The following is a 26,251-nucleotide window of genomic DNA, read 5'->3' as shown; positions in this document are numbered from 1 at the left end:
TGAGTTTTGTTGTATTAAAAATTAAAGGATCATTAAATGATTTCATTCCTAAAATCTAATCCAGGCACGCCTGTTCCTGATGCGGAAATTAGAGAACGTTATAATCGCTTAAGATGGCATGCGTTATTTGGCATTTTTATCGGTTATGCAGCGTTCTACATTTTACGTAATAACTTCCTCCTTTCTTCCCCAGAATTAATTAGCGATTTTGGTTTCACCAAAAAAGATATCGGTTTTATTTCCGGTACTATGTTAATTATTTATGGTTTAAGTAAAGGTTTCATGTCTGCAATCGCAGATAAATCAAATCCGAAACATTTTATGATTTTCGGCTTAATGATGTCGGCAGCAGTAAACTTGATGATGGGCTTTAGCGCATCATTCTGGGCATTCTTATTCCTTTGTGTACTTAATGGTATCTTCCAAGGGATGGGCGCTGGTCCAGCTTATATCGTACTTGCAAGCTGGTTCCCGCGTAAATCTCGTGGTGTAACAACAGCTGTCTTCAATATCTCTCACAACGTAGGTGGTGGTTTAGTCGCACCAATTGCGGGGGCTAGTATTGCTTGGTTAGGTCAAGAGCATTGGCAAGCCGCACACTTTGTTGTACCTGTAGCAATTGCAACTATCGTAGCTATTATTTTCTACATCTTTGGTGCGGGTCGTACTTATAATGAAGGCTTACCACCAGTTGGAAAAATTCTTGAAAGTGAGAATGAAGAATTAGTTGTCACAAAAGAAGAAAACGTCAATTTAAGCACATGGGAAATCTTCCGTGATTACATTATGAAAGATATTAATGTATGGTTTGTTTCTTTCATCGATGTCTTCACTTACATGATCCGTTTTGGTGTATTAACTTGGCTACCACTTTATTTGTTAGAAACTAAAGGTTTCACTAAAGCTCAAATGGGTACAGCCTTTGCTATCTTTGAATGGGCAGCCATTCCTTCTACGCTATTAGCAGGTTGGTTAACCGATACTTATTTCAAAGGTCGCCGTATGCCACTTGCTATCATCACCTTATTCGGTGTGGGTGGAGCAATGTTTGTTTACTGGGGCGGTACTGACTTATTAACCGTAACCATCGGTGCAGGTATTATTGGATGCTTAATTTATGTGCCAATGTTCTTATCTTCACTTCAAACTATCGAGCTAGTTCCTTCTTTCGCGGCAGGTTCTGCAACAGGCTTACGTGGTTTATTAAGTTATATTTTAGGTAGTTTCTCTGGTACTGCATTATTTGGTATTTTAGCTGATAAATTCGGTTGGGATGCGGGCTTCTACCTCTTATTATTCGCTGTAGCAGGCTGTATTTTCTGTTGCTATATGACACATTTAGGTGTATTACGCTTAGAACGTAAAAAAGCACAAATAGCTAATAACTAATCTATAAAAATGGGCAAAATAGAATAATCTATGTGCCCATTTTTCTCACTTCAACAAGATTAATTGTGGTCAATGTTTAAAAAGATTTTTAATCCAAAGTTTGAATATAAACGATAAAGCATATCTTCACACCTGGTTATTTCTCTTTTAGGGTAAAAAAAAGCATTTCTTTTGATTGAAAAATATAACGTGCAATAACATATGCTTCAAGTGAAGAAAGCCACAACAAATAACAATCATTCTCAATAATTAAATAAAAACAATCACTTACCCTCTTATTTTGTAAGGAAAATAAGGGTGTTTTTGATTCTGATCAAATAAAGTTCCTCCATCAAGGCATATCATAATTAGATTAACCATACAAGTAACGTGCCAATTGGAGTGATTATATGCAACGAAGTGATGGATTATTTTCTGCTTTAGCAGAAGTTTCCCGTCGGGATTTTATGAAGTTATGTACCGCACTTGCGGCGACTATGGGGTTAAGTTCAAAAGCGGGTGCAGAAATGACTGCAGCTTTAACCGAGCCTAAACGCCCACCAGTATTATGGATTGGTGCGCAAGAATGTACGGGTTGTACTGAATCCTTGCTACGTGCCACCCATCCAACAGTAGAAAACTTGGTATTGGAAATGATTTCCTTAGAATACCACGAAACCCTTTCTGCAGCCTTCGGGGAACAAGCTGAAGATAATAAACACAATGCAATTAAACAGTATTATGGAAAATATGTTTTAGTCGTAGATGGATCTATTCCGGTAAAAGACGGCGGCGTCTATTGTATGGTAGCAGGTAAACCGATTGTAGAACACATCCAAGAAGCCGCTAAAGGGGCTGCAGCGATTATTGCAATCGGTTCTTGTGCAGCATGGGGCGGCGTACCTTCTAGCGGCGGCAACCCAACTGGTGCAAGCAGCTTATCTGAAGTCTTACCAAAAGGCACACCGGTGATTAATATTCCAGGTTGTCCACCAAATCCACATAACTTCCTTGCAACTGTCGCTTATATTCTTACTTATAAGAAACTACCCGCAATGGACAAATTAAATCGTCCATTATTCGCTTACGATCGCTTAATTCACGAAAACTGCTATCGTCGTCCGCACTTTGATGCCGGGCGCTTTGCCAAAGAGTACGGCGATTATGGTCACCGAAATGGTTGGTGTTTGTATCATCTTGGTTGTAAAGGGCCGGAAACTTACGGCAACTGCTCTACTTTAGAATTCTGTGATGTCGGCGGTAATAACTGGCCGGTTGGTATCGGGCACCCTTGCTATGGTTGTAACGAAAAAGGTGTGGGCTTTACCAAAGGTATTTTCCAATTAGCGGGCGTAGAAAACCCAACACCACGCGTTGAAAAACCTGATGTCAACAATACCGAAGGTTCAGGTGCAACTATGACCGCTATTGGTTTATTAGGTGGTGCAGCAGCAATCCTAGCCGGTGTGAGTGTTGTAACCTTACGCGAATTAAGCGCTCAACATAAAGCCCGTTGTGAAGCTAAAGCAGCAGAGAAAGAACAACATACAGGTAAATAACAATGGATAGACGAAAATTTCTAAAAGCAGGTATGCTTGGCGGAATCGCATCTACTTTGCCTGTGTCAAATGTGCAGGCATCGGAAGCGGTTGAGCCTATTCCCGGCGCACTAGGAATGCTTTACGACTCTACCCTTTGTGTAGGTTGTCAAGCATGCGTGGCTGAATGTCAAAACGTGAACCACACACCCGTGAATCCAAAAGGTGATCAAACTTGGTCAAATAACGACAAACTCACGCCATTTACTCGTAACGTGATTCAAGTATGGAGTGATGGCGACGGCACAAATAAAGACAAAACCGAAAACGGCTATGCTTACGTGAAAAAACAATGTATGCATTGCGTTGACCCAAACTGTGTTGCGGTTTGCCCAGTTCAAGCCCTTACCAAAGATCCAAAAACGGGTATCGTAAAATATGATCCCGATATCTGTACTGGTTGCCGTTATTGCATGGTTGGCTGTCCGTTTGATGTACCAAAATACGACTATGACAATCCATTCGGTGAAATCAGCAAATGTGAGCTTTGCAACCAAAAAGGCGTTGAACGTTTAGATAAAGGCGAATTACCTGGTTGCTGTCATGTTTGTCCAACTGGCGCCATTATTTTTGGTACACGTGAAGAATTATTGGCTGAAGCTAAACGTCGTTTAAGCTTATTACGTGGTACTGAATATGATTACCCACGTCAACACGTCAATAGTACAGATAAATACCGTGCTACCGTACCGGCATATCAATATCACATCTACGGTGAAAAAGAAGGTGGTGGTACACAGGTGCTCGCCTTAAGTGGTGTACCTTTTGCTAATCTTGGTTTACCAGACTTAGATGAAGTCGCGACAGGTTCTCGTGCGGCGCATTTGCAACACTTCTTGTATCGCGGTTTAGCATTGCCATTAGTGGCACTTGCCGGTTTAACCTTTATGACTTACAAAAATATGCACGGCGATAAAATCGCTGAGCGTATTGCAGCACAAAAAGAAGCCATGCGTCAGGCACGCAAGGAAATGGAAGAAGCGGAGGATGAGCATCATGAGTAATCCACGTCCGGTGGGCGGTCGCCTTGTTTCTGCCGCAATTCTCTTTTTTGCACCACTTGCCGTGCTTTGCGTTTTATTAATTTTAAAACGTTTAGTGTTTGGTATCGGTTCTGTAACCGCACTTAACGGCGGTTATCCTTGGGGTTTATGGATTGCCTTTGACTTACTTGTTGGTACTGGCTTTGCCTGTGGCGGTTGGGCATTAGCTTGGACGGTGTATATTTTCAATAAAGGGAAATATCACGCTCTTGTTCGCCCAGCATTGCTTGCAAGTTTATTCGGCTATTCCCTTGGTGGTTTATCTATCACCATTGATATGGGACGTTATTGGCATTTGCCATATTTCTACATTCCAGGTCAGTTCAACACAAATTCCGTTCTATTTGAAACGGCGTTTTGTATGACGGTGTATATCATCGTGGTAACCCTAGAATTTGCCCCTGTATGGCTTGGTTTCTTTGGCTTGAAAAAATGGTTTAATAAACTCAATAAAATCATGTTTTTCATTATTGCCTTGGGTGCCTTATTGCCGATGATGCACCAATCATCTATGGGTTCCTTGATGATTGTGGCTGGTCATAAAGTCCATCCGGTATGGCAAAGCTATGAAGTTTTACCGATACTCTCCTTGCTGACAGCTTTCATTATGGGCTTCTCTATCGTGATCTTTGAAGGCTCCTTAGTTAAAGCGGGTCTTGCAGGAAAAACGCCAGATGAACGTCATTTATTTACTCAATTGGCACGCGTTACCGCAGGATTAATTTTCTGTTTCTTAGCTGTGCGTTTTGGTGAGTTGATTTATAACGATAAACTGCAAATGGTTGTTGGTTTCGATAAATTAACAAGATTTGAAGCATGGATGTTTTGGATGGAAGTTTGGCTGATGGTATTACCATTACTGACCCTCTTCCTCGGGGAGAAAAAATCTGATTCCCGTTGGTTATTTATTTCGGCATTAAGCATGTTACTCGGTGCAGCATTATGGCGTATGAACTATTCGCTTATCATGTATAATCCAGGCAACGGCTATCAATATTTTCCATCTGCGGAAGAATTGCTTATTTCAATCGGCTTCGTTTCTATTGAAGTATGTGCCTATATTTTAATCATTCGTTTATTCCCTGTATTACCGGTATTTAAAGAAAAACATACCGAAGACTCAGAAAAAATTATTGCCGAAAAAGCGGCATTCAGCAAAAAAGTTAGCGGAGCAGAATAATGTCAGAAAAAAAACGTATCTCAATTGACCCAATTACCCGTATTGAGGGTCATTTACGTATTGATTGCGAAATTGAAAACGGTGTTGTCACCAATGCTTGGTCCTCTGGTACCATGTGGCGCGGTATGGAAAATATCGTAAAAGGTGCCGACCCTCGTGATGCATGGATGATTATGCAACGTATCTGTGGTGTATGTACGACCGTACATGCAATTATCAGCGTACGTGCCGTAGAAGATGCTATTGGTGCTAAAGTTCCCGTCAATGCACAGTACATTCGTAACATGATTCTTGCTGCACACAGCATTCACGACCATATCGTGCATTTCTATCAACTCTCCGCGATGGACTGGGTGGATATCACCGCTGCGCTAAAAGCTGATCCTGAAAAAGCAGCAGACATGCTAAAAGGTGTCTCTACATGGTCATTAAACAGTGCTAACGAATTCCGCAATGTACAGAAAAAAATTCAAGCATTAGTGGACAGCGGACAACTTGGTATTTTCGCTAACGGTTATTTCGGTCATGCTGCAATGAAACTTCCACCAGAAGTCAACCTCATTGCCGTCGCGCACTATTTGCAAGCCCTTGAATGTCAACGTGATGCTAACCGTGTAGTCGCATTACTCGGTAGTAAAACACCACACATTCAAAACTTGGCGATTGGTGGTGTAGCAAACCCAATTAACTTAGATTCCCAAGCGGTACTAAACCAAGAACGTCTCATGTTCGTGAAAGCTTGTATCGATCGCTTAACTGACTTCATTAACCAAGTGTATAAAGTAGATGCAGCAGTATTTGCGGCTTACTATCCTGAATGGTTAAGCTTAGGCAAAACATCAGGCAACTACTTATCTGTGCCAGAATACCCAATTGATGCAGATAACTCTAAATTCATGCTAAAAGGTGGTTATATCGAAAACGGCGATTTATCGACTTTCCGTGCAATCGACCAACAAAAAGATGAGTTCGTTGTAAAAGGAATTAAAGAAAGTGGTAAACACGCTTGGTACGAAGATGATGAACCATTAGAACCTTGGGCGGGTTTAACTCGTCCGAAATACACCGGCTGGCAAGATGATGGCAAATACTCTTGGGTAAAAGCGCCAACATTCTACGGTAAAGTTGTCGAAGTCGGTCCTCTCGCCTATTTAATGTGTGGTTTGGCTGCGAATGACACGCCAACTGTCAACCACTTCAATGAATTAAAAGGCATTTATGAAAAATTGACTGGTAACACGTTAACTACCGATCAATTACATTCCACCCTTGGACGTATTATCGGTCGTACCGTGCATTGCTGTGCGATCAACGACATTTTAAGTGCTCAATGGCAAATGCTCATTGATAATATCGCTAAAGGTGATATGACGGCGTATATCAAAACAGATATTCCAGCAAGCGGTGAATTCCGTGGTGTTGGTTTCGGTGAAGTACCACGTGGTATGCTTTCTCACTGGGTTGTCATCAAAGACGGTCGCATTGAAAACTACCAAGCAGTTGTGCCATCTACATGGAATGCGGGTCCGCGTAACGAACAAGACCAAATGGGTCCTTATGAGCTTTCCATTATTGGTACACCGGTGGCTGACCCAACTAAACCGTTAGAAGTGGTCAGAACTATTCACTCTTTCGACCCTTGTATGTCCTGTGCCGTACACGTAGTTAATACCGAAAACGGCGAAGTGACTGAAGTGAAGGTGTTGTAATGAAGCCGTTAATTCTTGGCGTCGGCAATATTTTGTTGAGCGATGAAGGTGTCGGTGTGCGCGTGGTGCAGGAGCTTGAAAAACGCCCTGAAATTCAACCGCACTTTGACATCATCGATGGTGGTACTTGTGGCATGGAATTACTGGATGCGATGGCAAACCGCGAGCATTTGATTATTGTCGATGCCGTGCTTGCTAATAAACAGCCAGGTGAGATTGTCGTGTTACATGACGAGCAAGTGCCAACCTTTTTCTCTCGCAAAATTTCGCCACACCAACTCGGCATTTGTGATGTACTTTCTGCAATGAAATTAACGGACGAATTTCCCAAACACCTTTGTCTCATCGGCATCCAACCAGAATCGCTAGAATCTGGAATTGGTTTAACGGAAACGATAAAAAACGTGTTGCCAAAGGTTTTTGAAACGTTAAATCAAGTCATTAAGGAATACGGCTTAAGTCTAGACTCCCCTCTTTAGAAAAGAGGGGCTGGGGAAGATTTGACTTAATTAATCGAGACTAGTGTTAAATCTCCCCTAACCCCTCTTTACGAAAGAGGGGAACTTTCTTTAAGATTTCGCCTGCTATGCTTTAATCTTATTAATATTGAAAAATAAACCATGTATCGACACGAAAAAACACCTGACAAAAAGCAAAGCTTTTTGAACGTTGGCTTTGCCAACGGCTCTGAAGGAACGAGTAAATCTTCAGGATTTACGAGTAAAAACTCTACTGCACTTTTAACCTCTGTTACTGGCTTTGAAGAAAACCCAACGGAGATTTTCCTTGCCGAAATGCAAAACATTGTACCTGAAATGCAAGATCTCCCTTTTTATCACAAAGGCGTCGAGTGTTTCTGCCCTAAATTTGTTTTATTCGAAGACCAATGGATTGGCACAGTATTAACCCCGTGGATGATGAGTGTGGTGATTCTACCTGGCCCTCAACAACAATGGGAACCACGTGAATTAGGTGATAAACTCACTGTGCAACTGCCTTACAAAGCACTCACTTTCACCGTTAGTAGTCTTGAAAATGTACCGCAATATTTAAGTTGCTCCTTACATTCACCACTCGACCCGAACCTAACTAACGAGCAAGCGGTTCAACTGACGCAAGACTGTTTGCGTATGATTTTATCCATACCAACCGCACAGCCGACATTTAATTCTGATCGCCGCAATCTATTTAAGGCGATGATCAAATAAAAATTTAAGCTACAAACAGTTAATAAAAATGGGCAACGTAAAATCACTTACCTTGCCCATTTTGCTTTCCATCCCACACAAAGTGCGATCAGTTTTTGCTTAATTTTTCAAATTAATACAACACACGTGCTTTGATTGTACCTTCAATTTCACGGAGTTTAGCTAATAATGGTGATGCATCATCCGTTTCAACATCCACCACAACATAACCAATTTTCGGATCGGTTTGTAAATATTGTGCTGCAATATTGATATTAGCTTCGACGAAAATTTGGTTCAGTTTGTTTAATACACCTGGGCGGTTTTCGTGAATGTGAAGTAAACGTTTTGCACTGACGTGTTCTGGTAAAGAAACTTCTGGGAAATTCACGGAAGAAAGAGTTGAGCCGTTATCTGAATATTTCACAAATTTACCCGCGACTTCAAAACCAATGTTTTCTTGTGCTTCCGCGGTTGAACCACCGATATGCGGGGTTAAGATCACATTATCAAATTTACGTAGTGGTGAAACAAACTCTTCATTGATTGATGCAGGCTCAACAGGGAATACGTCAACCGCTGCACCACGAACTTTACCTTGTTCAAGCGCAGCTGCTAAAGCATCAATATCCACTACCGTACCACGTGCCGCATTGATCAAAATAGAATCTTGTTTTAATTGCGCAATACGTTCAGCACTCATTAAATTACGAGTTGAAGGTAAATCTGGTACATGAAGCGAAATCACATCACAAGAACCCAATAACTCTTCAAGTGTGTGTAATTGTTTTGCATTACCCAATGGCAATTTATTTTCAATATCGTAGAAATATACTTCCATCCCTAGAGACTCCGCAATAATACTTAACTGCGAACCGATATGGCCGTAACCCACAATACCTAATTTTTTGCCACGCACTTCATGAGAACCCACTGCCGATTTATTCCATAAACCACGATGCACATCGGCATTCGCTTGAGGAATATTGCGCATTAAGAGCAAAATCTCACCCAATACTAATTCAGCCACAGAACGGGTATTGGAGAATGGCGCATTAAATACCGGAATCCCACGCATTTTTGCTGCATTAAGATCCACTTGGTTGGTACCGATACAGAAACAGCCAATAGCAATAAGCTTCGGTGCAGCTTCAATCATTTCTGCAGTTAATTGGGTACGTGAACGTAAGCCGATAAAATGCGCATCTTTAATCGCTTCTTTTAGCTCATCACCATCTAAAGCTTTTTTGTAAAAGTCGATGTTGGTGTAGCCCGCCGCATGTAAGGTATCTAATGCACTTTGGTGCACGCCCTCTAATAGCACAAATTTAATTTTTGATTTGTCGAGTGAGACTTTGTTTGTCATGTTTGCTTCCTTATTTTTATTAATCAATAATTTTTGCGCCGTCTGGTGTACCGACAATCACAATATCCGCCCCACGTAAGGCAAAAATACCATTTGTTACTACACCTGCGACATTATTCAATTCTTTTTCCATTTCCACTGGATTTAAAATAGCGAAGTTATGTACATCTAAAATCACGTTGCCGTTATCAGTCACCACGCCTTCACGATATTCTGGCGCACCACCAAGAGAAACTAATTTACGACCAACTTGTGAACGTGCCATTGGAATCACTTCTACTGGCAATGGGAATGTGCTGCCTAACACATCCACTTGTTTACTAGAATCCACGATACAAATAAATTTTTTCGCTAAAGCGGCCACAATTTTTTCGCGAGTCAGTGCCGCACCGCCGCCTTTGATCATCATTTTTTGTGGATTGATTTCATCTGCGCCATCCACATAAATATCTAAACTTGATACATCGTTAGCACTAAATACTTCAATGCCCTGTTTACGTAATAATTCTTCTGAGGCTTTAGATGCTGCTACCGCGCCTTGAATTTGATCTTTTAATTCACCTAAGGCTTCAATAAAACAATTCACTGTTGAACCACTTCCCACGCCAACAATGGTATCGGGCTTAACATATTTTAACGCCGCACGTGCCGCTAATTTTTTCATTTCTAATTGGTCCATTTTTCTCTCCCTTTTAAATCGTGGATAACAACGTAAACGTTTGCCTTACTTTAATACGACACTATTAAATAAACAAGTGTAAAAATTTATTCGTGATGATGAAAAAATTTTATTCATCTAAAAAAAGCGCTAACAGCTCGTTCAAAAACAATTTCCCGTGTTCGGTGATCTGCCAAGAATCCAGTGTTTCGACGATATAATTCTGTTGAATGGCAAAATCAATTTGATTTTTGACCGCACTTTGCGAAAGCCCCGTATAATGCTCAAATTCTTGTTTTGGCACCGCTTCCAGTAAGCGGAAGCGATTCATAAAAAACTCAAAAGCGCGGTCATTTTTTTCCACGTTTTTTTCTTCATAAAGATATTCACCACGCAAATAGCCTTTTGGATGCTTTGTTTTAGAAAAACGTAAAATTTTTCCATCTGAGAAAGTGAGTTTTCCATGTGCGCCACAGCCTATCGCCAAATAATCCCCGAATCGCCAATAATTCAAATTATGCTGACACTGAAAGCCCGGTTTCGAATAAGCGGATGTTTCATATTGTTGATAACCGGCTTCGGTTAAAAGTTGGTGACCTTGCTCAAAAATATCCCAAAGCTCATCATCATCCGGCAATGTAGGCGGACGGTAAGCAAACATGGTGTTGGGTTCAATGGTGAGTTGATACCAAGAAAGATGTGGTGGTGCAAGCTTAATAGCTTGTCGTAAATCATCTAAGGCTTCCTCAAGTGTTTGATTTGGCAAACCGTGCATTAAATCTAGATTGAAACTTTTTAACCCAGAAACTTTCGCCAAACTGACCGCACTTTTAGCTTCCGCTGCATTATGAATACGCCCTAAACGTTGTAATTTATCGTCATTAAAACTTTGGATGCCCATGGAAATACGCGTTACGCCAGCATCCACATAGCCTTTAAAACGCTCCGCTTCGACAGTGCCAGGATTGGCTTCCATAGTTATTTCAATATTCTCGGAAAAAGGAATGCGACGTTGAATTTCTGCCAATAACAACTTGATACTTTCCGCTGAAAATAAACTCGGCGTGCCACCACCAATAAAAATTGAATGGAGTGGACGATTTTGAATACTAGCCTGATATTTCTCTAAGTCTGCCTCAAGATCGGCGATCAGATGTTGCACATATTCTTGTTCAGGAATTGCGCCTTTCTGTGCATGCGAATTGAAATCACAATAAGGGCATTTCTGCACACACCAGGGAATATGCACATAAAGGGAAAGAGGGGGAAATTTTTGCATAATTAAAAGTCAAAAGGGCTTGTTTTCACAAGCCCTAAAAATGAGTCATTAATTGACCGCTCTTGCTGTTTTAGTCGCAGCTTTACGGCGTGGTGCTTTCGCTTTCGTTTCCACTTTCACGAATTCAATGCCTTCCGGTGGATTCTCTAACGCTAAGCCTAACACTTCATCAATGGTTTCTACCGCATGAATCGCAAGATTTTCTTTCACGTTATCTGGAATTTCTTCCAAATCTTTCACATTATCTTTTGGAATCAATACAGTTTTAATGCCACCACGATGTGCCGCAAGTAATTTTTCTTTTAATCCGCCGATTGGTAATACTTTACCGCGTAGGCTGATTTCACCTGTCATTGCGACATCGGCACGCACGGGGTTACCCGTTAAGCAAGAAACCAATGCGGTACACATTGCGATACCTGCACTTGGACCATCTTTTGGTGTGGCACCATCTGGCACGTGAATATGAATATCACGTTTTTCATGGAATTCAGAATTGATACCCAATTTTTCAGCACGTGCACGGACTACAGTCATCGCTGCTTGGATAGATTCTTTCATCACATCGCCCAATGAACCAGTGAAGGTTAATTTACCTTTACCCACTACTGAAGCGGTTTCAATGGTCAGTAAGTCACCGCCCACTTCTGTCCACGCAAGGCCAGTTACTTCGCCTACACGGTTTTGCGTATCCGCTTTACCGAATTCAAAACGTTTCACACCAAGATAGTCATGTAAGTTGTCTGAATTAACGGTAATGGATTTCACTTTTGGATTGACTAATAAATTCTTCACCGCTTTACGACAGATTTTAGAGATTTCACGCTCTAATCCACGCACACCAGCTTCACGGGTGTAATAACGGATAATATCTAAAATGGCGTTTTCTTCGATAGTTAATTCGCCTTTTTTCAATCCATTACGTTCAATTTGTTTTTGCAACAAATGACGCATCGCAATATTGAGTTTTTCATCTTCGGTATAACCAGAAAGACGAATCACCTCCATACGGTCTAGCAATGGACCAGGAATATTCATGGAGTTTGAGGTTGCCACAAACATTACATCAGACAAATCGTAGTCCACTTCAAGATAGTGATCATTGAAGGTAGTATTTTGTTCTGGATCAAGCACCTCTAACAAGGCTGACGCAGGATCACCACGCATATCCGAAGACATTTTATCGATCTCATCAAGCAAGAAGAGTGGGTTTTTCACGCCAACTTTTGCCATTTTTTGAATCAATTTACCCGGTAATGCACCAATATAAGTTTTACGGTGACCACGGATTTCTGCTTCATCACGTACTCCACCTAATGCCATACGCACATATTTACGACCTGTGGCATTCGCAATAGATTGACCTAGTGAGGTTTTACCTACCCCTGGTGGCCCGACTAAGCAAAGGATTGGACCTTTGATTTTGTTTAAACGTGCTTGCACCGCAAGGTATTCTAAAATGCGTTCTTTCACACGTTCTAAACCGTAGTGATCCGCATCTAAGACTTGTTGTGCTTTTGCGATATCTTTCTTCACTTTAGTGCGTTTATGCCATGGCACTTGAAGCATCCACTCAACATAGCTACGCACCACCGTTGCTTCCGCAGACATCGCTGACATCATTTTGAGTTTTTGTAACTCACTCTCTACTTTTTCACGCACATCTGCTGGCATACCTGCAGCTTCAACCTTTTGACGAAGTTGCTCAACTTCATCAATAGTATCTTCGCTTTCACCATCGTCCATTTCTTTGCGAATCGCTTTAATTTGTTCGCTAAGATAATAGTTACGCTGGCTTTTCTCCATTTGTTTTTTCACACGGCCACGAATTCGTTTTTCAACTTGAAGAATATCCGCTTCAGATTCCATCATGCCAAGTAAATATTCTAAACGCTCTTGTACACCAGCCAGTTCTAATACGCTTTGTTTATGACGAACAGTCACTGGAATATGCGCGGCCATGGTATCAGCTAAACGATCGGCATCATCAATACGTTGAAGCGCACCTAAAACGTCTGCAGGAATTTTTTTATTGAGTTGAAGATAGCTTTCAAATTCATTTAAAACAGCTGCCTTCACCACATCTAATTCTTTTTCATCACCAAACGTGGTTTCAATCGGTGTGACTTCCGCTGAAAAATGGTCTTCACCATCATTTAATTGATTAATTTTCGCGCGTTGTTGCCCTTCCACCAACACTTTCACCGTGCCGTCTGGCAATTTTAATAGTTGAATAATATTCGCAATCGTCCCGACATCGAATACATCATCAACGGTAGGTTCTTCCAAATCCGCTTGCTTTTGTGACACCAATAATAATTGTTTGCCCTCATTCATGGCTTCATCAAGGGCACTAATCGATTTTGCGCGCCCAACAAAAAGTGGCATCACCATATAAGGGAAAACGACAACATCCCGTAATGGCAACACAGGAAGTGTACGTTGTTGAGTTCTTTTGGCGTTCATAATTATCTCTCTTACATCAATTCTATAATTTTATTGAATATGGGGATGAGTTGCATAAATTCAAGGTAGGATTTGGCATATTAAGGACAAATCGAGAAATAGGCAAGTAAAGAACCACCTTTATTGATGCTTAATTGGAAAAACCATGGAATACAGGTACAATAAGTGCGGTCAAAAATCAGCATGATTTTACCCAATAAAAAACGTTTGAAAAAATAACCGCACTTTATCCATTATGACAGCAAAACAAACTATTACTTTCGCGACCTTTCAAGAATTACTGCCCGATTCTTGTAATCATCCATTAAAAAAACAATTAAGGGATAAAGCCCGTTATTACGGACGTAAATTTTTATTTAAAAAACAATGTGATGCTTTGGTTGATTTCTTAAATGATAATCAAACCTGGATTCCGCTTTTTCAACAAAATCCATATCGTTTTAATGCATTGCTTGCCACCTATTGTGACAAACGTTTTTCTGCAACCGATCGACTCAATGCCATTACCAATAATCTGCTAATGCTTGAAGAAAAAATGGGCGTAGAATTTTGTAAAAAACTACTCCAAGAAAAATCCCTTTTATTAGCACAATTAACGGATCAACTTGGTATTTATTTCAACATCAACCAGATTGACCCTTTTGAAGGTTATTTTTCCATTAACTTAAAAGACAATGATGGGCGTAGCATTTATGATGCTTCTTTCACCTTCTTAAAACCAAATAAATTACTCATTGCCTCCATTCAAGGTCCTTCTTATGAAGAGGCGCAAGAAGCTGTGAAACAAGCCACAAAAGAATTACACGGTGTTCGTCCAATGTTTATGTTGATGAATGTTTTCCGCTTGTTAGCTGAAAAATGGCAATGTGAATTAATCGGTATCCCTCACACTTCACAAGGTAAATACCGTTTATCTGCGCGCAGTAAAATCCTATTCAACTACGATGAATTTTGGCAGGAAAACCAAGGTCAATTAAAAGGTCAATATTGGCAATTACCGCTTGAAAGTACCCGCAAACCGCTGGAAGAAATCGCTAGCAAAAAACGTTCTATGTACCGAAAACGTTATGAAATGTTGGATGATTTGAGTGAAAAAATTACTCAATTTTCCTAAATAAAATAGACTTAAGCCAGGTTTAACCACAATCAAACCTGGTTTAGGTAAACGATTGCCAACCCTTCTATTATTACATTCATCCAAAAATCACCCTTTGCTTTTTTACTCGTTTTGTGTAAAATACGCGCTCGGCTTATTGACTAATCCGAACACAAGGAGTTCTCCATAATGGAAGCATCAAAGAAAAAGATGAAATTCCCTTCCGCATTTAGCATTCTCTTTATTATTCTTCTTATTGCTATTGGTCTTACTTGGCTTATTCCTTCAGGGTCCTACTCTAAACTTTCCTACGACACCACCGAAAATCATTTTATTGTCAAAACTCACGGAATTCCCGATCAAAGCTATCCAGCAACAGAACAAACCCTTAATCAACTCAATATCAAAATTCAACTTTCTAATTTCATCAACGGCATTATCAAAAAGCCGATTGCTATCCCCAATACCTATCAACGCATTGAACAACACGAAAAAGGCATTACCGATATGATTCACGCCATGGTGGATGGCACCATTGAAGTCGCGGATATTATGATTTTTATCTTCATACTCGGTGGAATGATTGGTGTAATAAACAAAACAGGAGCATTCAATGCCGGATTAATGTCTCTAACCAAAAAAACGAAAGGAAATGAATTCTCCGTTGTCTTTGCTGTCTGTGTGTTAATGCTGTTAGGCGGTACGGCTTGTGGTATTGAGGAAGAAGCGGTAGCCTTCTACCCAATTCTTGTTCCTGTCTTTTTAGCCTTAGGCTATGATTCTATTGTCTGTGTTGGTGCCATATTCCTTGCTGCCTCAATGGGCACAGCCTTCTCTACAATTAATCCATTTTCCGTTGTCATCGCTTCAAATGCGGCAGGGATTCCATTCACGGAAGGAATGGGATTTCGTACACTGGGTCTGATTCTTGGTGGTGCGTGTGTGATTGCTTACATGTATTGGTATTGTAAAAAACTGCGTGCTAATCCTGAATTTTCTTATACCTATGACGATCGCCAAGCCTTCTATGATCTCTATATGAAAGATATCGATCCCAATGCAACCGTTGAATTTACCTTTAGAAGAAAACTAATTCTGATTCTATTTAGTGGCGCCTTCCCTCTCATGGTATGGGGGGTGATGTTTGGCGGTTGGTGGTTCCCTCAGATGGCGACTTCCTTCCTGGCCATCACCATAATTATTATGTTTATCAGCGGATTGCCTGAAAAAGATGTCGTAAATGGCTTTACTCATGGTGCTTCTGAATTAGTCGGCGTTGCATTGATTATCGGGTTAGCTCGAGCAGTTAATATCATTCTAGAACAGGGAATGATTTCTGACACCATCCTCGATTGTATGACACACCTTGTTGCTGGAATGAATGGCGGAATCTTTATTATCGGCCAACTCATTGTCTTCATTTTCTTAGGATTGGTTGTACCTTCATCTTCAGGTCTTGCCGTGCTCGCTATGCCAATTATGGCTCCGCTAGCTGATACTGTTGGCATTCCAAGAGACATCGTCGTATCAGCCTACAACTGGGGGCAATATATTATGTTGTTCCTTGCACCAACAGGATTAGTCCTTGTTACGTTACAAATGCTTGGTATTCCATTTAATAAATGGTTGAAATTTGTCATGCCAATCGTAGGCTGTCAATTTGTTATCTCATCGATACTTCTCCTCACTCAAGTATTTATGTATGCACACTAAAATAAAAAGCCACGCAATCTTGCGTGGCTTCTTGTTCTCATCCGATTCTACTTTACAAAATCATCAAATTCTAACTCGTAATCATCACCATCTCGGCTGTATTTGATATAACGTGGAAATTGCTCACCTGAGAATTTCTTCACCATAATGTCTTTGTTACCGGTTTTAAATGAATAGGTAATTTCCGTGACAGTTTGCTTGTTATATTGGATCTGTTTTTCTACTTTCTTCACATTCACATTTTCCATTGGGTAAAGTTTTTTACCATTTGTAATTTGGAAACTGGTTGGCAATTTATCGTAATAACTCAATTGAAATGCCATGGTGAATAAATCAAAAGTTGGTAATTTTAACGGCTCAGTTTCTAACCCATTTTTCACTTTACCGTATTCAATTGTTGTTGGCGAAATTTTAGAAATGGCATAAGTCTTACCATTACGCACATCTTGATAATTCACCATTTTAAATTGACTCGCGTTTTGTGAACCACGAGAAGTAAACACAATGTTGTACAACGGAACATTAATTTTCGCATTGACTGAATACTGTGAACCATCAGCTTTAAAATGCACATACGCGGGCATTAAATAATTCGAACTGTATTTAATATTATAATCCACCGCAGACCATGCTGTTGGTGCATAAGCAATTAATGCAGCAAAAAGGATTTTAAATAACTTCATTGGTTTTCCTTATATATAAAAAGAGGTTGCCTTTTAGAGTATCACAATAAGAAGAAGTTCCCCATTAAAAAACCATCTTATCCGAAGACAAGATGGTTTTCATTTATGTTAGCTTAATAGGAGATTATAGAACTGCACCCGCCATTAAGAAACCGAATAGAACTGATAAAGCAATTGCAATCACACCTGGCACTAAGAATGGGTGATTAAATACGTATTTACCGATACGAGTTGAACCGGTGTCATCCATTTCTACTGCCGCAATTAAGGTTGGGTAAGTAGGAAGAATGAATAATGCTGATACTGCGGCAAATGCTGCAATCGCGGCTTCCGGTGAAACACCTAATAAAATTGCAGTTGGATATAATGCTTTTGCAGTTGCAGCTTGTGAGTAAAGTAAGGTACTTGCGAAGAACAAGATGACCGCTAAACTCCAAGGGTATTGTTGTAAGAACTCAGCTGATACCGCTTTGATTTGATCGATATGACCTTCAACAAAAGTATTACCTAACCATGCTACACCAAGCACACAAATTACCGCTGACATACCGGATTTAAAAGTTGCTGCATTAGTAATTTTTGCAGTATCCACTTTACATGCCATAGTGATAATGGCTGCAGTCGCAAGCATGAAAGAGATAATGGCGTTATCACGAGAAAGAATTGGGTTTTGAATTAAACCAACTGTTTTACTTATTGCAGTAGCATAAAGCATGACCACTAAAATCGCGATAAGGAAAATTGCGACAGAGCGTTTTGCATAAGGTTTGATCTCAATTTGCATTTCACCACGCATAGTAATTAAACCTTTCGCGAGACGATCTTGGTAAATTTCATCATTTTTCAAATCTTTACCAAGGAAGTTACAAATCACCGCAGTAATCATACATGCTGCGTAAGTAGTTGGGATCCAAATACCTAATAATTGTAAGTAACTTAAACCAAAGTTTTTCTCTAATTCAGCTGAAAGGAATACCACCGCAGCAGAAATTGGAGAGGCTGTAATCGCAATTTGTGAAGCGATAACCGCAATAGAAAGTGGACGTGAAGGACGAATGCCTTGTTCTTTTGCCACTTCAGCAATCACTGGAAGTGTTGAGAACGCGGTGTGACCAGTACCCGCAAGTACAGTCATAAAATAAGTCACCGTTGGCGCAAGGAAAGTGATGTATTTCGGATTTTTACGTAGGATTTTTTCAGCCATTTTTACTAAGAAATCCATACCACCCGCAACTTGCATTGCTGCAATCGCCATGATTACAGACATGATAACTGAAATTACATCAAACGGAATGGCGCCCGGTTTTAAGCCAAGTAGTGAAAGTGCAACAACACCCATACCACCCATGAAACCGATACCAATACCGCCTAATCTAGCCCCTAGGTAAATAAAGAGTAGGACGACTAAAAGTTGAGCCCAAATCATAATATTTTCTCCATATTAATTTTAAAAATAATTCCGGAACATATATTAACAACAAACTAGTGCATTATCTATATTTATTACTTGGATTAGTCTATTTTATCCGAAAGTGCGGTTAAAATTTGATTCAAATTCTGACCGCACTTTCAATGACTTTCCTAGAAATCCTCAAAGTATTGTTGAATCACTTTTGGATCTTTTGTTTGTGTTAAGGCTAATTGCAATAACACTCGTGCTTTTTGCGGATTCAATGTACCTGAAGCCACAAAGCCATATTTAGAATCATCCACTTCAGCATCACGCGTTGTGTAACCTGTCGGCACACGAGATGAACGTACTACCACAACGCCATCTTTCGCCGCTTTTTCTAAACGTTCTAAGTGTGCGGCATTCACGTTACCATTACCTACACCCGCTGAAACAATACCTTGATAGCCCGCATCTAATAATGAATTTAACGGCTCAATTGGTGCATTAGAATAAGCATAAACAATGCCCACTTTCGGCAAGCTGTCTAATTTATCTACGTTAAATGGTGTATTTACGGTATGTTTACTTTCAGGCGAACGTTCGTAATCTACTTTACTGTTATGGATATAACCCAAGGTACCATAGTTTGGTGAATGGAATGTTTGTACTGCAGTGGTACTCATTTTGGTCACATCACGTGCACCTAATACTTCACCATTCATCGCCACTAATACGCCACGACCTGATGATTTTTTATCCGTTGCCACGACAACGGCGTTATAAAGGTTTAACGGACCATCCGCACTTTTTTCTGTTGCAGGACGCATCGCACCCACTAATACAATTGGTTTTTCACATTTCGCAGTAAGATCTAAGAAATAAGCAGTTTCTTCCATGGTATCGGTACCATGAGTAATCACAAAACCATCGGTGTCTTTACATTGTGCATTAATGGCTTTTGCTAATTTTAACCACACATCATCGCTCATATCTTGTGAACCAATTTTTACAATTTGCTCACCTTTTATATTTGCAAGCTGCTTAATTTCGGGCACCGCATCAATTAGTGCATCAACATTGAGTTGCCCTGCTTTATAAGCAGAAGAAACGGCAGTTTCGCCACTTCCGGCAATCGTGCCACCTGTTGCTAAAATTGTAATATTAGGTAATTCCGCAGCTTGTGCGATCGAAAAACCAAATCCGAGCATCATAAGTGCCGTTAATTTTTTTAATTTCATGCGCGTCTCCTTTCACGTTTTATAATCTAAGTTTGGCTATTCTCTACTTAATTAGGCGTAGAATAAACACAAAGATAAGATATTTATGATCCCGATCACATTTTTATTGATCCGATTGTATAAGCTTTCGCCAACGTTGCGTTTCCTTGATAATTTTTTTGAAAGATAACTAAAGTGCGGTTATACTTAAAGCCTTATTTCATCTGAAGATAAACTCTTATTCATTATCAAAATTAAGTTGAGAACAACATGCAAGAATTTATTCCTCAAGCAATTGAATTTGCTCAAAAACACACTTTTTTAACGATCGCATGGTTTGCTGTCCTTTTTATGACACTTTTCACCTTTTTTAAAAGTGCGACACAAAAATATCGCGTCATCACCAACCCTGAAGCGGTTCGCTTAATGAACGATGAAGAAGCCGTGGTGATTGATTTACGCCCTATTGATGAATTCCAACGCGGCCATATCATTGGTAGCGTCAACTTGCTTCCAACTGAAATTAAAAATCAAAATGTAGGCAAAATTGAACATCACAAAGAAAAACCGCTTATCATTGTGGATGTTAACGGTGTTTCTTCTGCTACATCCGCAGAACTTTTAACCAAACAAGGCTTTGAAAAAGTTTATGTGTTAAAAGACGGTTTAGCGGCTTGGGCGGGTGCAAATTTACCATTAGTAAAAAAACATAAGTAAGGATCCTCTATGTCTGAACAAAATCAACAACCTGAAGTAGCAGCTGAAGAGCAACAAGAAGCAGTACTTCAAATTCAACGTATTTATGTAAAAGATGTTTCTTTTGAAGCACCAAATCTTCCTCATATTTTCCACCAAGAATGGAAACCAAAACTCGGCTTTGATTTAAGCACTGAAGCCGTTCAAGTGGGTGAAGATTTATACGAAGTCACGTTAAACATCAACGTAGAAACCACCATGGAAGACTCTGGTGATGTGGCGTTTATTTGTGAAGTAAAACAAGCTGGCGTATTTACAATCAGCGGTTTAGAAGATGTTCAAATGGCACACTGCTTAACATCTCAATGCCCAAATATGCTTTTCCCTTATGCACGTGAATTGATTTCTAACTTAGTAAATCGCGGTACATTCCCGGCATTAAACCTTTCTCCAGTAAACTTCGATGCGTTGTTCATTGATTACATGAACAAGCAGCAAGCAGCAGCCGAAGCGGAAGAAAATCAGGAAACCCAACATTAATTGTGATAAGGGCAGGCGATACCGTCTGCCCTTTTATTTTAAAGGTGATTGAAATGAACCCATCCCAATCTCCAATTACCATTCTTGGTTGCGGTTCTTATGGAACAGCACTCGCTATCTCATTTTCTCGCAATGGCTCTCCAACCTATCTTTGGGGGCACAATCCCGAGCACATTAATCAAATGCAACAGGAACGTCAAAATCGCCGTTTTCTACCTGATATTGAATTTCCAGAAAGTTTGCATTTAGAATTGGATTTGAAAACGGCGCTTGAGCAATCGAAAGACATTTTAATTGTGGTGCCAAGCCATGCTTTCGGCGAAATTCTCTTAAAAATTCGACCGCACTTAAAACCTGATCATCGTTTAATTTGGGCAACTAAAGGATTAGAACGTAACACTGGCCGATTACTACAAGAAGTAGTGGAAGAAACCTTAGGTAAAGCAATTCCAACCGCAGTGCTTTCAGGTCCCACTTTTGCGAAAGAATTGGCTCAAGGTTTACCAACAGCGATTACCCTTGCCTCTCGTAATGAAAAGTTTGCCTTAGAATTTCAAGCGCGAATTCATTGCAGTCAGCATTTTCGGGTGTATGTAAACCAAGATATGATTGGCGTTCAATTAGGTGGCGCCATTAAAAACGTAATTGCGATTGGCGCAGGTATTTCAGATGGTATGGGATTTGGTGCCAATGCCAGAACGGCATTGATTACCCGTGGAATTGCGGAAATTACTCGCTTAGGTGTAGCCATGGGAGCGAATACACAAACCTTTATGGGCATGTCTGGTTTAGGTGATTTAGTGCTCACTTGTACCGATAACCAATCCCGTAACCGTCGATTTGGTTTAATGCTTGGCAAAGGGACTGATAGCCAACAAGCCATGGATGAAATTGGTCAGGTGGTGGAAGGGTTTTATAACACCAAAGAAACCTATTTATTGGCGCAACGACAAGACGTGGAAATGCCGATTACAGAACAAATTTACCAAATGCTCTTTTGTGGTAAAAGTGCACAAGAAGTCGCACTGAGCTTATTAGGTCGTGAACGAAAAGGCGAATAAGGAGAAAAAATGACGTTAGAAGTATGGCAACACATTCGCCAAGAGGCAAAAGAATTAGCAGAATGCGAACCAATGCTCGCAAGCTTTTTCCATTCCACCATTTTAAAACATCAAAATCTTGGCAGTGCCTTGAGTTATTTACTTGCAAATAAACTGGCTAACCCGATCATGCCGGCAATTTCGCTACGTGAAATTATTGAAGAAGCCTATCAGGCCGAGCCCAATATCATTGACTGTGCTGCTTGTGATATTAAAGCTGTGCGCCACCGCGATCCTGCTGTGGAATTGTGGTCCACACCATTGCTTTATCTAAAAGGTTTTCACGCTATTCAGAGCTATCGAATTACCCATTATTTGTGGAACCAAAATCGAAAAGCACTCGCACTTTATTTACAAAATCAAATTTCAGTGGCTTTCGATGTGGATATTCATCCTGCGGCCAAAATTGGGCACGGCATTATGTTTGACCACGCTACCGGTATTGTTGTCGGCGAAACTTCGGTAATTGAAAATGATGTGTCTATCTTACAAGGTGTTACCCTCGGTGGTACAGGTAAAGAATCCGGCGATCGCCATCCAAAAGTACGAGAAGGTGTGATGATTGGAGCAGGGGCAAAAATTCTCGGTAATATCGAAGTGGGCAAATATGCCAAAATTGGTGCCAACTCTGTTGTACTTCAACCTGTGCCTGAATATGCCACCGCTGCAGGTGTGCCTGCTCGTATTGTCGGCAAAGACAAAGCGGCGAAGCCAGCCTTTGAAATGAATCAATATTTTATCGATGATGATATAAATTTGAATATTTAAAAATATTTGCAAAAAGGAAAACATATGACTGAGGAAAAAAAGTATCCACAACTTTCGATGAATGAGTTTTTTTTTACGTATAGCTTCATATTTGTTTTGCTATTATTCATATCTGTAATTATTTTTTTTAACGATGTTCCAATAACTAACTTTGAAATATTTATCGATAAATATTTAGTCAAGGGGAGAGGAGTATATTCTCATATATACTCCTTTCAATCTGAAATAATCTCAAATTTGTCGATGATTATTGCTCCACTGTTTGCTATTTATCTAGCATTAACTTTGAAGCTCACTTACTCGTCGGAAAATGAAATTATTAATAGTGGAAGGGTAATAGAGAAAAGTGTAAAAAAAACTATATTAATGAAATTTTGCTTTATTATATCAGCACTGCTTCTTGTAACGATGTGTATGTTTTTAACATACATATATAATTGGGATCTTGAAGAATCTAAAACTAATACATTATTTGTTAGGGATAATGTAATATGGTTGCTATCCTTAACTTATATAATTTATACAGGGACATTCTTTACACTTTTTGTGCTGTTTAGCGTAATACGTCACCCAGTATCTTCATTAAAGTATCATATATACCGACCAAATTGAAATAAACCAATATCTTATCGATGATTATATAAATTTGAATATTTAAAAGGTTAATATACTTACAAATACTTAAAATTATTGTAATAAATTTTAAAAAATTTCATTTTGACTTTAAATGATGAATTCTTAGACAATTAACATATAAAAATGTAGCATCAAACTAAGTTTAACCGCTTTTAGCAATTTATTGAGGGAAATAATATGTCTAGTTTTGCTATGCGTGTTAATAACGGTAATTTAAGTATAGCAGATTATCTTGAAAAACTTAATAAGATGGGATCTATATGAACGGAGATAAAAAATATCCAAAATTTTTGATAAATGAGGATTTTTTAGTATATGGTAGTGTTTTTATATCAGTATTGTTTGTTCTCGTAGTCATTTTTTTTAATAATATTCCAATAACTGATTTTGAAGTATTCATTGATACGTATTTAATAAAAGGGAATGGAGTATACTCTCATATATACTCCTTTCAATCTGAAGTAATTTCAAATTTATCAATGATAATAGCCCCTTTGTTTGCTATTTATACTGTATTGACTTCAAAGTTTACTTATTTATCTGAACGTGAAATGATTGATTCTGGTATTACAATAGAGAAAAGTATAATAAAAACCATACAGAGAAAACTAGTCTTCATCATATCATTACTGCTTCTTGTAGCAACATTTATATTTTTGACATACATCGATAGCTGGGATCTTCAAGCTGTAGAAACTAATACATTATTTATTACCGATAATGTTGTATGTTTATTGTTCTTAAATTGTGTATTTTGCATCGGAACGCTTTTCGCTCTTACTTTTCTATTTAGTGTAGTATTACACCCTATAACTTTTTTAAGATATCATTACCAATCTAATTAAAGACAAAGCGGCAAAACCAGCTTTTGAAATGAATCAATATTTTATTGATGATGATATAAATTTGAATATTTAAGACCAAAATATGATTAACAAAGACACCCAACTTTGCATGTCTCTTTCTGGCAGACCGGGCAATTTTGGCACAACATTCCATAACTATCTATATCAAAAACTCGGGCTTAATTTTATCTATAAAGCCTTTACTACCACGGATATTGAAAGCGCCGTCAAAGGCATTCGTGCACTTGGTATTCGAGGTTGTGCCGTTTCAATGCCTTTTAAAGAAAGCTGCATGCCATTTTTAGATGAAATCTCCCCTTCTGCACAAGCCATTCAGTCTGTGAATACCATTGTGAATGATCAAGGTTTTCTTCGTGCTTACAACACCGACTATATTGCCATTGTTAAACTTATCGAAGAATATCAATTAGATAAAAAGAGTAGAGTGATTGTACAAGGCAGTGGTGGTATGACAAAAGCCGTCGTCGCAGCCTTTAAAAACAGTGGATTTGAGCATCTTAAGATTTTTGCTCGAAATGAAAAAACAGGTAAAAATTTAGCCGCACTTTATGACTATGAATATATCCCATCTTTAGGCAATCAATCGGCAGACATTTTAGTCAACGTTACGCCAATTGGGATGAAAGGTGGAAAAGAAGAATTTAATCTCGCCTTTCCTGAAAATCTTATTCAACAAGCTCAAACCGCTTTTGATGTGGTGGCGATTCCTGCTGAAACACCATTTATCCAATTTGCTCAACAGCAAGGGAAACAAACGATTTCTGGTGCAGAAGTGATTGTGCTACAAGCTGTTGAACAATTTGAGCTCTACACAGGCATTCGACCTGATGACCAATTAATCGCCGAAGCCGCCGCTTTTGCTCGAAAAAATAGTTAAAAAATAAACCGCACTTCTAAAAAGTGCGGTTCTTTTTATCTGAGTTTTACGCTAACAATTTTCTTGCTGCTTCCACCACCACAGATACTGCTTTATCTTCCGTATCTTTCATGGTGGCTTCATTTGGAATTTCTTGTTGTGTACGGTTTACAATCACACCAGCTACCATACCTGCTCGTAAGCCAAGGGCATTACACATCGTAAATAATGTGGCTGATTCCATCTCATAGTTCATCACATTGAGATCTTGCCATTGTTTTAACAAGCCTTGGTAATCACGATACACTTTGCCGCTGTAGGTATCGTAACGTTCTTGACCTGGATAGAACGTATCTGAAGAAGCTGTAATTCCTACAAATGGCTCTATGCCTTTTTCTTTAGCTGCATTGTAAAGTGCCGTGGTACATTCAAAATTTGCCACTGCTGGATATTCAATTGGCGCAAAGTGACGGCTTGCACCATCAAGGCGGACTGCGCCCGTTGTAACAAGAACATCACCTACATTGATATGTGGTTGAATTGCACCTGTTGTACCAATACGCAAGAATGTACGCACGCCAAGCTGAGCCAGCTCTTCCACACAGATAGACGTAGAAGGGCCACCAATACCGGTTGAACACACCACCACCGGTTGACCATTTAAATAGCCTAACCAAGAAGTGAACTCACGTGTACTTGCAAGAAACTCAGGGTTATCAAGTTTTTTAGCAATACGTTCGCTACGTGCAGGATCCCCTGGTACGATAGCGAGTGTTGCACCTTTCAGTTGTGCTTTAGTCAGGTTTAAGTGAAATACATCAGACATAACAGTC

The 26,251-nt window shown here is 39.6% G+C and carries 23 protein-coding genes; 15 read left to right on the top strand and 8 right to left on the bottom strand.

Translation table 11 applies throughout. The features are described 5' to 3' along the window. Nucleotides 1-36: 36 nt before the first annotated feature. The 7 genes from DPV95_RS09610 to hybE all read left to right on the top strand — a co-directional run bounded on the left by DPV95_RS09610 (nucleotide 37) and on the right by hybE (nucleotide 8,106). Entirely contained in the window at nucleotides 37-1,389 is a 1,353-nt protein-coding gene (locus DPV95_RS09610; protein WP_049368208.1) for an MFS transporter, read from the top strand. 389 nt (nucleotides 1,390-1,778) lie between these two features. Beyond that, a complete protein-coding gene (gene hybO / locus DPV95_RS09605; protein ID WP_111407002.1) occupies nucleotides 1,779-2,927 on the top strand; it encodes a hydrogenase 2 small subunit in 1,149 nt (382 codons plus the stop codon). A 2-nt stretch (nucleotides 2,928-2,929) separates the two neighbouring features. Continuing rightward, nucleotides 2,930-3,970 (top strand): hydrogenase 2 operon protein HybA, encoded by a 1,041-nt coding sequence (hybA, locus tag DPV95_RS09600; protein WP_049369731.1) that lies wholly within the window; start codon nucleotides 2,930-2,932, stop codon nucleotides 3,968-3,970. Continuing rightward, nucleotides 3,963-5,189 carry a Ni/Fe-hydrogenase cytochrome b subunit gene (hybB, locus tag DPV95_RS09595; protein ID WP_049368206.1) on the top strand — a complete coding sequence of 409 codons (1,227 nt, stop codon included), beginning with the start codon at nucleotides 3,963-3,965 and terminating at the stop codon, nucleotides 5,187-5,189. The genes hybA and hybB overlap by 8 nt, the downstream gene beginning before the upstream one ends. After that, a complete protein-coding gene (gene hybC, locus DPV95_RS09590) occupies nucleotides 5,189-6,898 on the top strand; it encodes a hydrogenase 2 large subunit (RefSeq protein ID WP_049365051.1) in 1,710 nt (569 codons plus the stop codon). Before hybB ends, hybC begins: the two co-directional genes overlap by 1 nt. Next, nucleotides 6,898-7,377: a HyaD/HybD family hydrogenase maturation endopeptidase gene (locus DPV95_RS09585; protein ID WP_111407001.1), complete on the top strand. Its 480-nt coding sequence runs from the start codon at nucleotides 6,898-6,900 to the stop codon at nucleotides 7,375-7,377. Before hybC ends, DPV95_RS09585 begins: the two co-directional genes overlap by 1 nt. 141 nt (nucleotides 7,378-7,518) lie before the next feature. Then, complete coding sequence (gene hybE / locus DPV95_RS09580; protein WP_111407000.1) at nucleotides 7,519-8,106, top strand: hydrogenase-2 assembly chaperone; 588 nt, start codon at nucleotides 7,519-7,521, stop codon at nucleotides 8,104-8,106. Nucleotides 8,107-8,218: 112 nt separating this feature from the next. Here the strand turns inward: hybE and serA are convergent, their stop codons facing one another. The 4 genes from serA to lon all read right to left on the bottom strand — a co-directional run bounded on the left by serA (nucleotide 8,219) and on the right by lon (nucleotide 13,854). After that, a complete protein-coding gene (gene serA, locus DPV95_RS09575; protein WP_111406999.1) occupies nucleotides 8,219-9,451 on the bottom strand; it encodes a phosphoglycerate dehydrogenase in 1,233 nt (410 codons plus the stop codon). A gap of 19 nt (nucleotides 9,452-9,470) precedes the next feature. Then, entirely contained in the window at nucleotides 9,471-10,130 is a 660-nt protein-coding gene (gene rpiA / locus DPV95_RS09570) for a ribose-5-phosphate isomerase RpiA (RefSeq protein ID WP_049364295.1), read from the bottom strand. A 109-nt stretch (nucleotides 10,131-10,239) separates the two neighbouring features. Beyond that, nucleotides 10,240-11,388 carry a radical SAM family heme chaperone HemW gene (gene hemW, locus DPV95_RS09565; protein WP_049375946.1) on the bottom strand — a complete coding sequence of 383 codons (1,149 nt, stop codon included), beginning with the start codon at nucleotides 11,386-11,388 and terminating at the stop codon, nucleotides 10,240-10,242. Between the two features lie 48 nt (nucleotides 11,389-11,436). Further along, a complete protein-coding gene (gene lon, locus DPV95_RS09560; RefSeq protein ID WP_049371975.1) occupies nucleotides 11,437-13,854 on the bottom strand; it encodes an endopeptidase La in 2,418 nt (805 codons plus the stop codon). A 235-nt stretch (nucleotides 13,855-14,089) separates the two neighbouring features. Between lon and DPV95_RS09555 the strand changes: the two genes are divergently transcribed. Next, complete coding sequence (locus tag DPV95_RS09555) at nucleotides 14,090-14,968, top strand: VirK/YbjX family protein (protein ID WP_111406998.1); 879 nt, start codon at nucleotides 14,090-14,092, stop codon at nucleotides 14,966-14,968. 171 nt (nucleotides 14,969-15,139) lie between these two features. Beyond that, on the top strand, nucleotides 15,140-16,663 hold the full coding sequence (locus DPV95_RS09550; protein ID WP_049368197.1) for a YfcC family protein: 1,524 nt from the start codon (nucleotides 15,140-15,142) through the stop codon (nucleotides 16,661-16,663). 47 nt (nucleotides 16,664-16,710) lie between these two features. Here DPV95_RS09550 and DPV95_RS09545 read toward each other — a convergent pair whose 3' ends face one another. The 3 genes from DPV95_RS09545 to ansB form a co-directional block, all read right to left on the bottom strand. Next, nucleotides 16,711-17,346, bottom strand: a complete 636-nt coding sequence (locus tag DPV95_RS09545; RefSeq protein ID WP_049368196.1) for a hypothetical protein — start codon at nucleotides 17,344-17,346, stop codon at nucleotides 16,711-16,713. 124 nt (nucleotides 17,347-17,470) lie between these two features. Further along, nucleotides 17,471-18,772, bottom strand: a complete 1,302-nt coding sequence (locus DPV95_RS09540) for an anaerobic C4-dicarboxylate transporter (RefSeq protein WP_005695017.1) — start codon at nucleotides 18,770-18,772, stop codon at nucleotides 17,471-17,473. A gap of 155 nt (nucleotides 18,773-18,927) precedes the next feature. Beyond that, nucleotides 18,928-19,977, bottom strand: coding sequence for an L-asparaginase 2 (gene ansB, locus DPV95_RS09535; RefSeq protein ID WP_049364285.1), 1,050 nt, complete (start codon nucleotides 19,975-19,977; stop codon nucleotides 18,928-18,930). Between the two features lie 249 nt (nucleotides 19,978-20,226). On the opposite strand from ansB, the gene DPV95_RS09530 reads away from it, so the two are divergent. The 6 genes from DPV95_RS09530 (at nucleotide 20,227) to DPV95_RS09500 (ending at nucleotide 25,439) form a co-directional block, all read left to right on the top strand. Next, nucleotides 20,227-20,673 (top strand): rhodanese-like domain-containing protein, encoded by a 447-nt coding sequence (locus tag DPV95_RS09530; RefSeq protein WP_005695015.1) that lies wholly within the window; start codon nucleotides 20,227-20,229, stop codon nucleotides 20,671-20,673. Between the two features lie 9 nt (nucleotides 20,674-20,682). Further along, nucleotides 20,683-21,192, top strand: a complete 510-nt coding sequence (gene secB / locus DPV95_RS09525; RefSeq protein ID WP_005695013.1) for a protein-export chaperone SecB — start codon at nucleotides 20,683-20,685, stop codon at nucleotides 21,190-21,192. A 53-nt stretch (nucleotides 21,193-21,245) separates the two neighbouring features. Beyond that, nucleotides 21,246-22,253 carry an NAD(P)H-dependent glycerol-3-phosphate dehydrogenase gene (gene gpsA, locus DPV95_RS09520; protein WP_005695012.1) on the top strand — a complete coding sequence of 336 codons (1,008 nt, stop codon included), beginning with the start codon at nucleotides 21,246-21,248 and terminating at the stop codon, nucleotides 22,251-22,253. Between the two features lie 9 nt (nucleotides 22,254-22,262). Beyond that, nucleotides 22,263-23,060, top strand: a complete 798-nt coding sequence (cysE, locus tag DPV95_RS09515) for a serine O-acetyltransferase (protein ID WP_005695011.1) — start codon at nucleotides 22,263-22,265, stop codon at nucleotides 23,058-23,060. Nucleotides 23,061-23,956: 896 nt separating this feature from the next. After that, complete coding sequence (locus DPV95_RS09505) at nucleotides 23,957-24,541, top strand: hypothetical protein (protein WP_070713261.1); 585 nt, start codon at nucleotides 23,957-23,959, stop codon at nucleotides 24,539-24,541. An 82-nt stretch (nucleotides 24,542-24,623) separates the two neighbouring features. Next, nucleotides 24,624-25,439 (top strand): shikimate 5-dehydrogenase, encoded by an 816-nt coding sequence (locus DPV95_RS09500; RefSeq protein WP_070713266.1) that lies wholly within the window; start codon nucleotides 24,624-24,626, stop codon nucleotides 25,437-25,439. A gap of 46 nt (nucleotides 25,440-25,485) precedes the next feature. On the opposite strand, the gene udp is transcribed toward DPV95_RS09500, so the two are convergent. Beyond that, nucleotides 25,486-26,244 (bottom strand): uridine phosphorylase, encoded by a 759-nt coding sequence (gene udp / locus DPV95_RS09495; protein WP_049369700.1) that lies wholly within the window; start codon nucleotides 26,242-26,244, stop codon nucleotides 25,486-25,488. Nucleotides 26,245-26,251 lie beyond the last annotated feature (7 nt).

This window comes from Haemophilus parainfluenzae (assembly GCF_003252755.1).
In the GTDB taxonomy this organism is placed as follows: Bacteria; Pseudomonadota; Gammaproteobacteria; order Enterobacterales; family Pasteurellaceae; genus Haemophilus_D; species Haemophilus_D parainfluenzae_N.
Note: the sequence above shows the minus strand (reverse complement) of the source record. Positions and strands in the feature narration are given on the sequence as shown.

Excerpts from the sequence above, each read along its gene's own strand:
- DPV95_RS09610 (WP_049368208.1), top strand. The coding sequence starts at position 37 with ATGATTTCATTCCTAAAATCTAATCCAGGCACGCCTGTTCCTGATGCG.
- hybO (WP_111407002.1), top strand. The coding sequence starts at position 1,779 with ATGCAACGAAGTGATGGATTATTTTCTGCTTTAGCAGAAGTTTCCCGT.
- hybA (WP_049369731.1), top strand. The coding sequence starts at position 2,930 with ATGGATAGACGAAAATTTCTAAAAGCAGGTATGCTTGGCGGAATCGCA.
- hybB (WP_049368206.1), top strand. The coding sequence starts at position 3,963 with ATGAGTAATCCACGTCCGGTGGGCGGTCGCCTTGTTTCTGCCGCAATT.
- hybC (WP_049365051.1), top strand. The coding sequence starts at position 5,189 with ATGTCAGAAAAAAAACGTATCTCAATTGACCCAATTACCCGTATTGAG.
- DPV95_RS09585 (WP_111407001.1), top strand. The coding sequence starts at position 6,898 with ATGAAGCCGTTAATTCTTGGCGTCGGCAATATTTTGTTGAGCGATGAA.
- hybE (WP_111407000.1), top strand. The coding sequence starts at position 7,519 with ATGTATCGACACGAAAAAACACCTGACAAAAAGCAAAGCTTTTTGAAC.
- serA (WP_111406999.1), bottom strand. The coding sequence starts at position 9,451 with ATGACAAACAAAGTCTCACTCGACAAATCAAAAATTAAATTTGTGCTA.
- rpiA (WP_049364295.1), bottom strand. The coding sequence starts at position 10,130 with ATGGACCAATTAGAAATGAAAAAATTAGCGGCACGTGCGGCGTTAAAA.
- hemW (WP_049375946.1), bottom strand. The coding sequence starts at position 11,388 with ATGCAAAAATTTCCCCCTCTTTCCCTTTATGTGCATATTCCCTGGTGT.
- lon (WP_049371975.1), bottom strand. The coding sequence starts at position 13,854 with ATGAACGCCAAAAGAACTCAACAACGTACACTTCCTGTGTTGCCATTA.
- DPV95_RS09555 (WP_111406998.1), top strand. The coding sequence starts at position 14,090 with ATGACAGCAAAACAAACTATTACTTTCGCGACCTTTCAAGAATTACTG.
- DPV95_RS09550 (WP_049368197.1), top strand. The coding sequence starts at position 15,140 with ATGGAAGCATCAAAGAAAAAGATGAAATTCCCTTCCGCATTTAGCATT.
- DPV95_RS09545 (WP_049368196.1), bottom strand. The coding sequence starts at position 17,346 with ATGAAGTTATTTAAAATCCTTTTTGCTGCATTAATTGCTTATGCACCA.
- DPV95_RS09540 (WP_005695017.1), bottom strand. The coding sequence starts at position 18,772 with ATGATTTGGGCTCAACTTTTAGTCGTCCTACTCTTTATTTACCTAGGG.
- ansB (WP_049364285.1), bottom strand. The coding sequence starts at position 19,977 with ATGAAATTAAAAAAATTAACGGCACTTATGATGCTCGGATTTGGTTTT.
- DPV95_RS09530 (WP_005695015.1), top strand. The coding sequence starts at position 20,227 with ATGCAAGAATTTATTCCTCAAGCAATTGAATTTGCTCAAAAACACACT.
- secB (WP_005695013.1), top strand. The coding sequence starts at position 20,683 with ATGTCTGAACAAAATCAACAACCTGAAGTAGCAGCTGAAGAGCAACAA.
- gpsA (WP_005695012.1), top strand. The coding sequence starts at position 21,246 with ATGAACCCATCCCAATCTCCAATTACCATTCTTGGTTGCGGTTCTTAT.
- cysE (WP_005695011.1), top strand. The coding sequence starts at position 22,263 with ATGACGTTAGAAGTATGGCAACACATTCGCCAAGAGGCAAAAGAATTA.
- DPV95_RS09505 (WP_070713261.1), top strand. The coding sequence starts at position 23,957 with ATGAACGGAGATAAAAAATATCCAAAATTTTTGATAAATGAGGATTTT.
- DPV95_RS09500 (WP_070713266.1), top strand. The coding sequence starts at position 24,624 with ATGATTAACAAAGACACCCAACTTTGCATGTCTCTTTCTGGCAGACCG.
- udp (WP_049369700.1), bottom strand. The coding sequence starts at position 26,244 with ATGTCTGATGTATTTCACTTAAACCTGACTAAAGCACAACTGAAAGGT.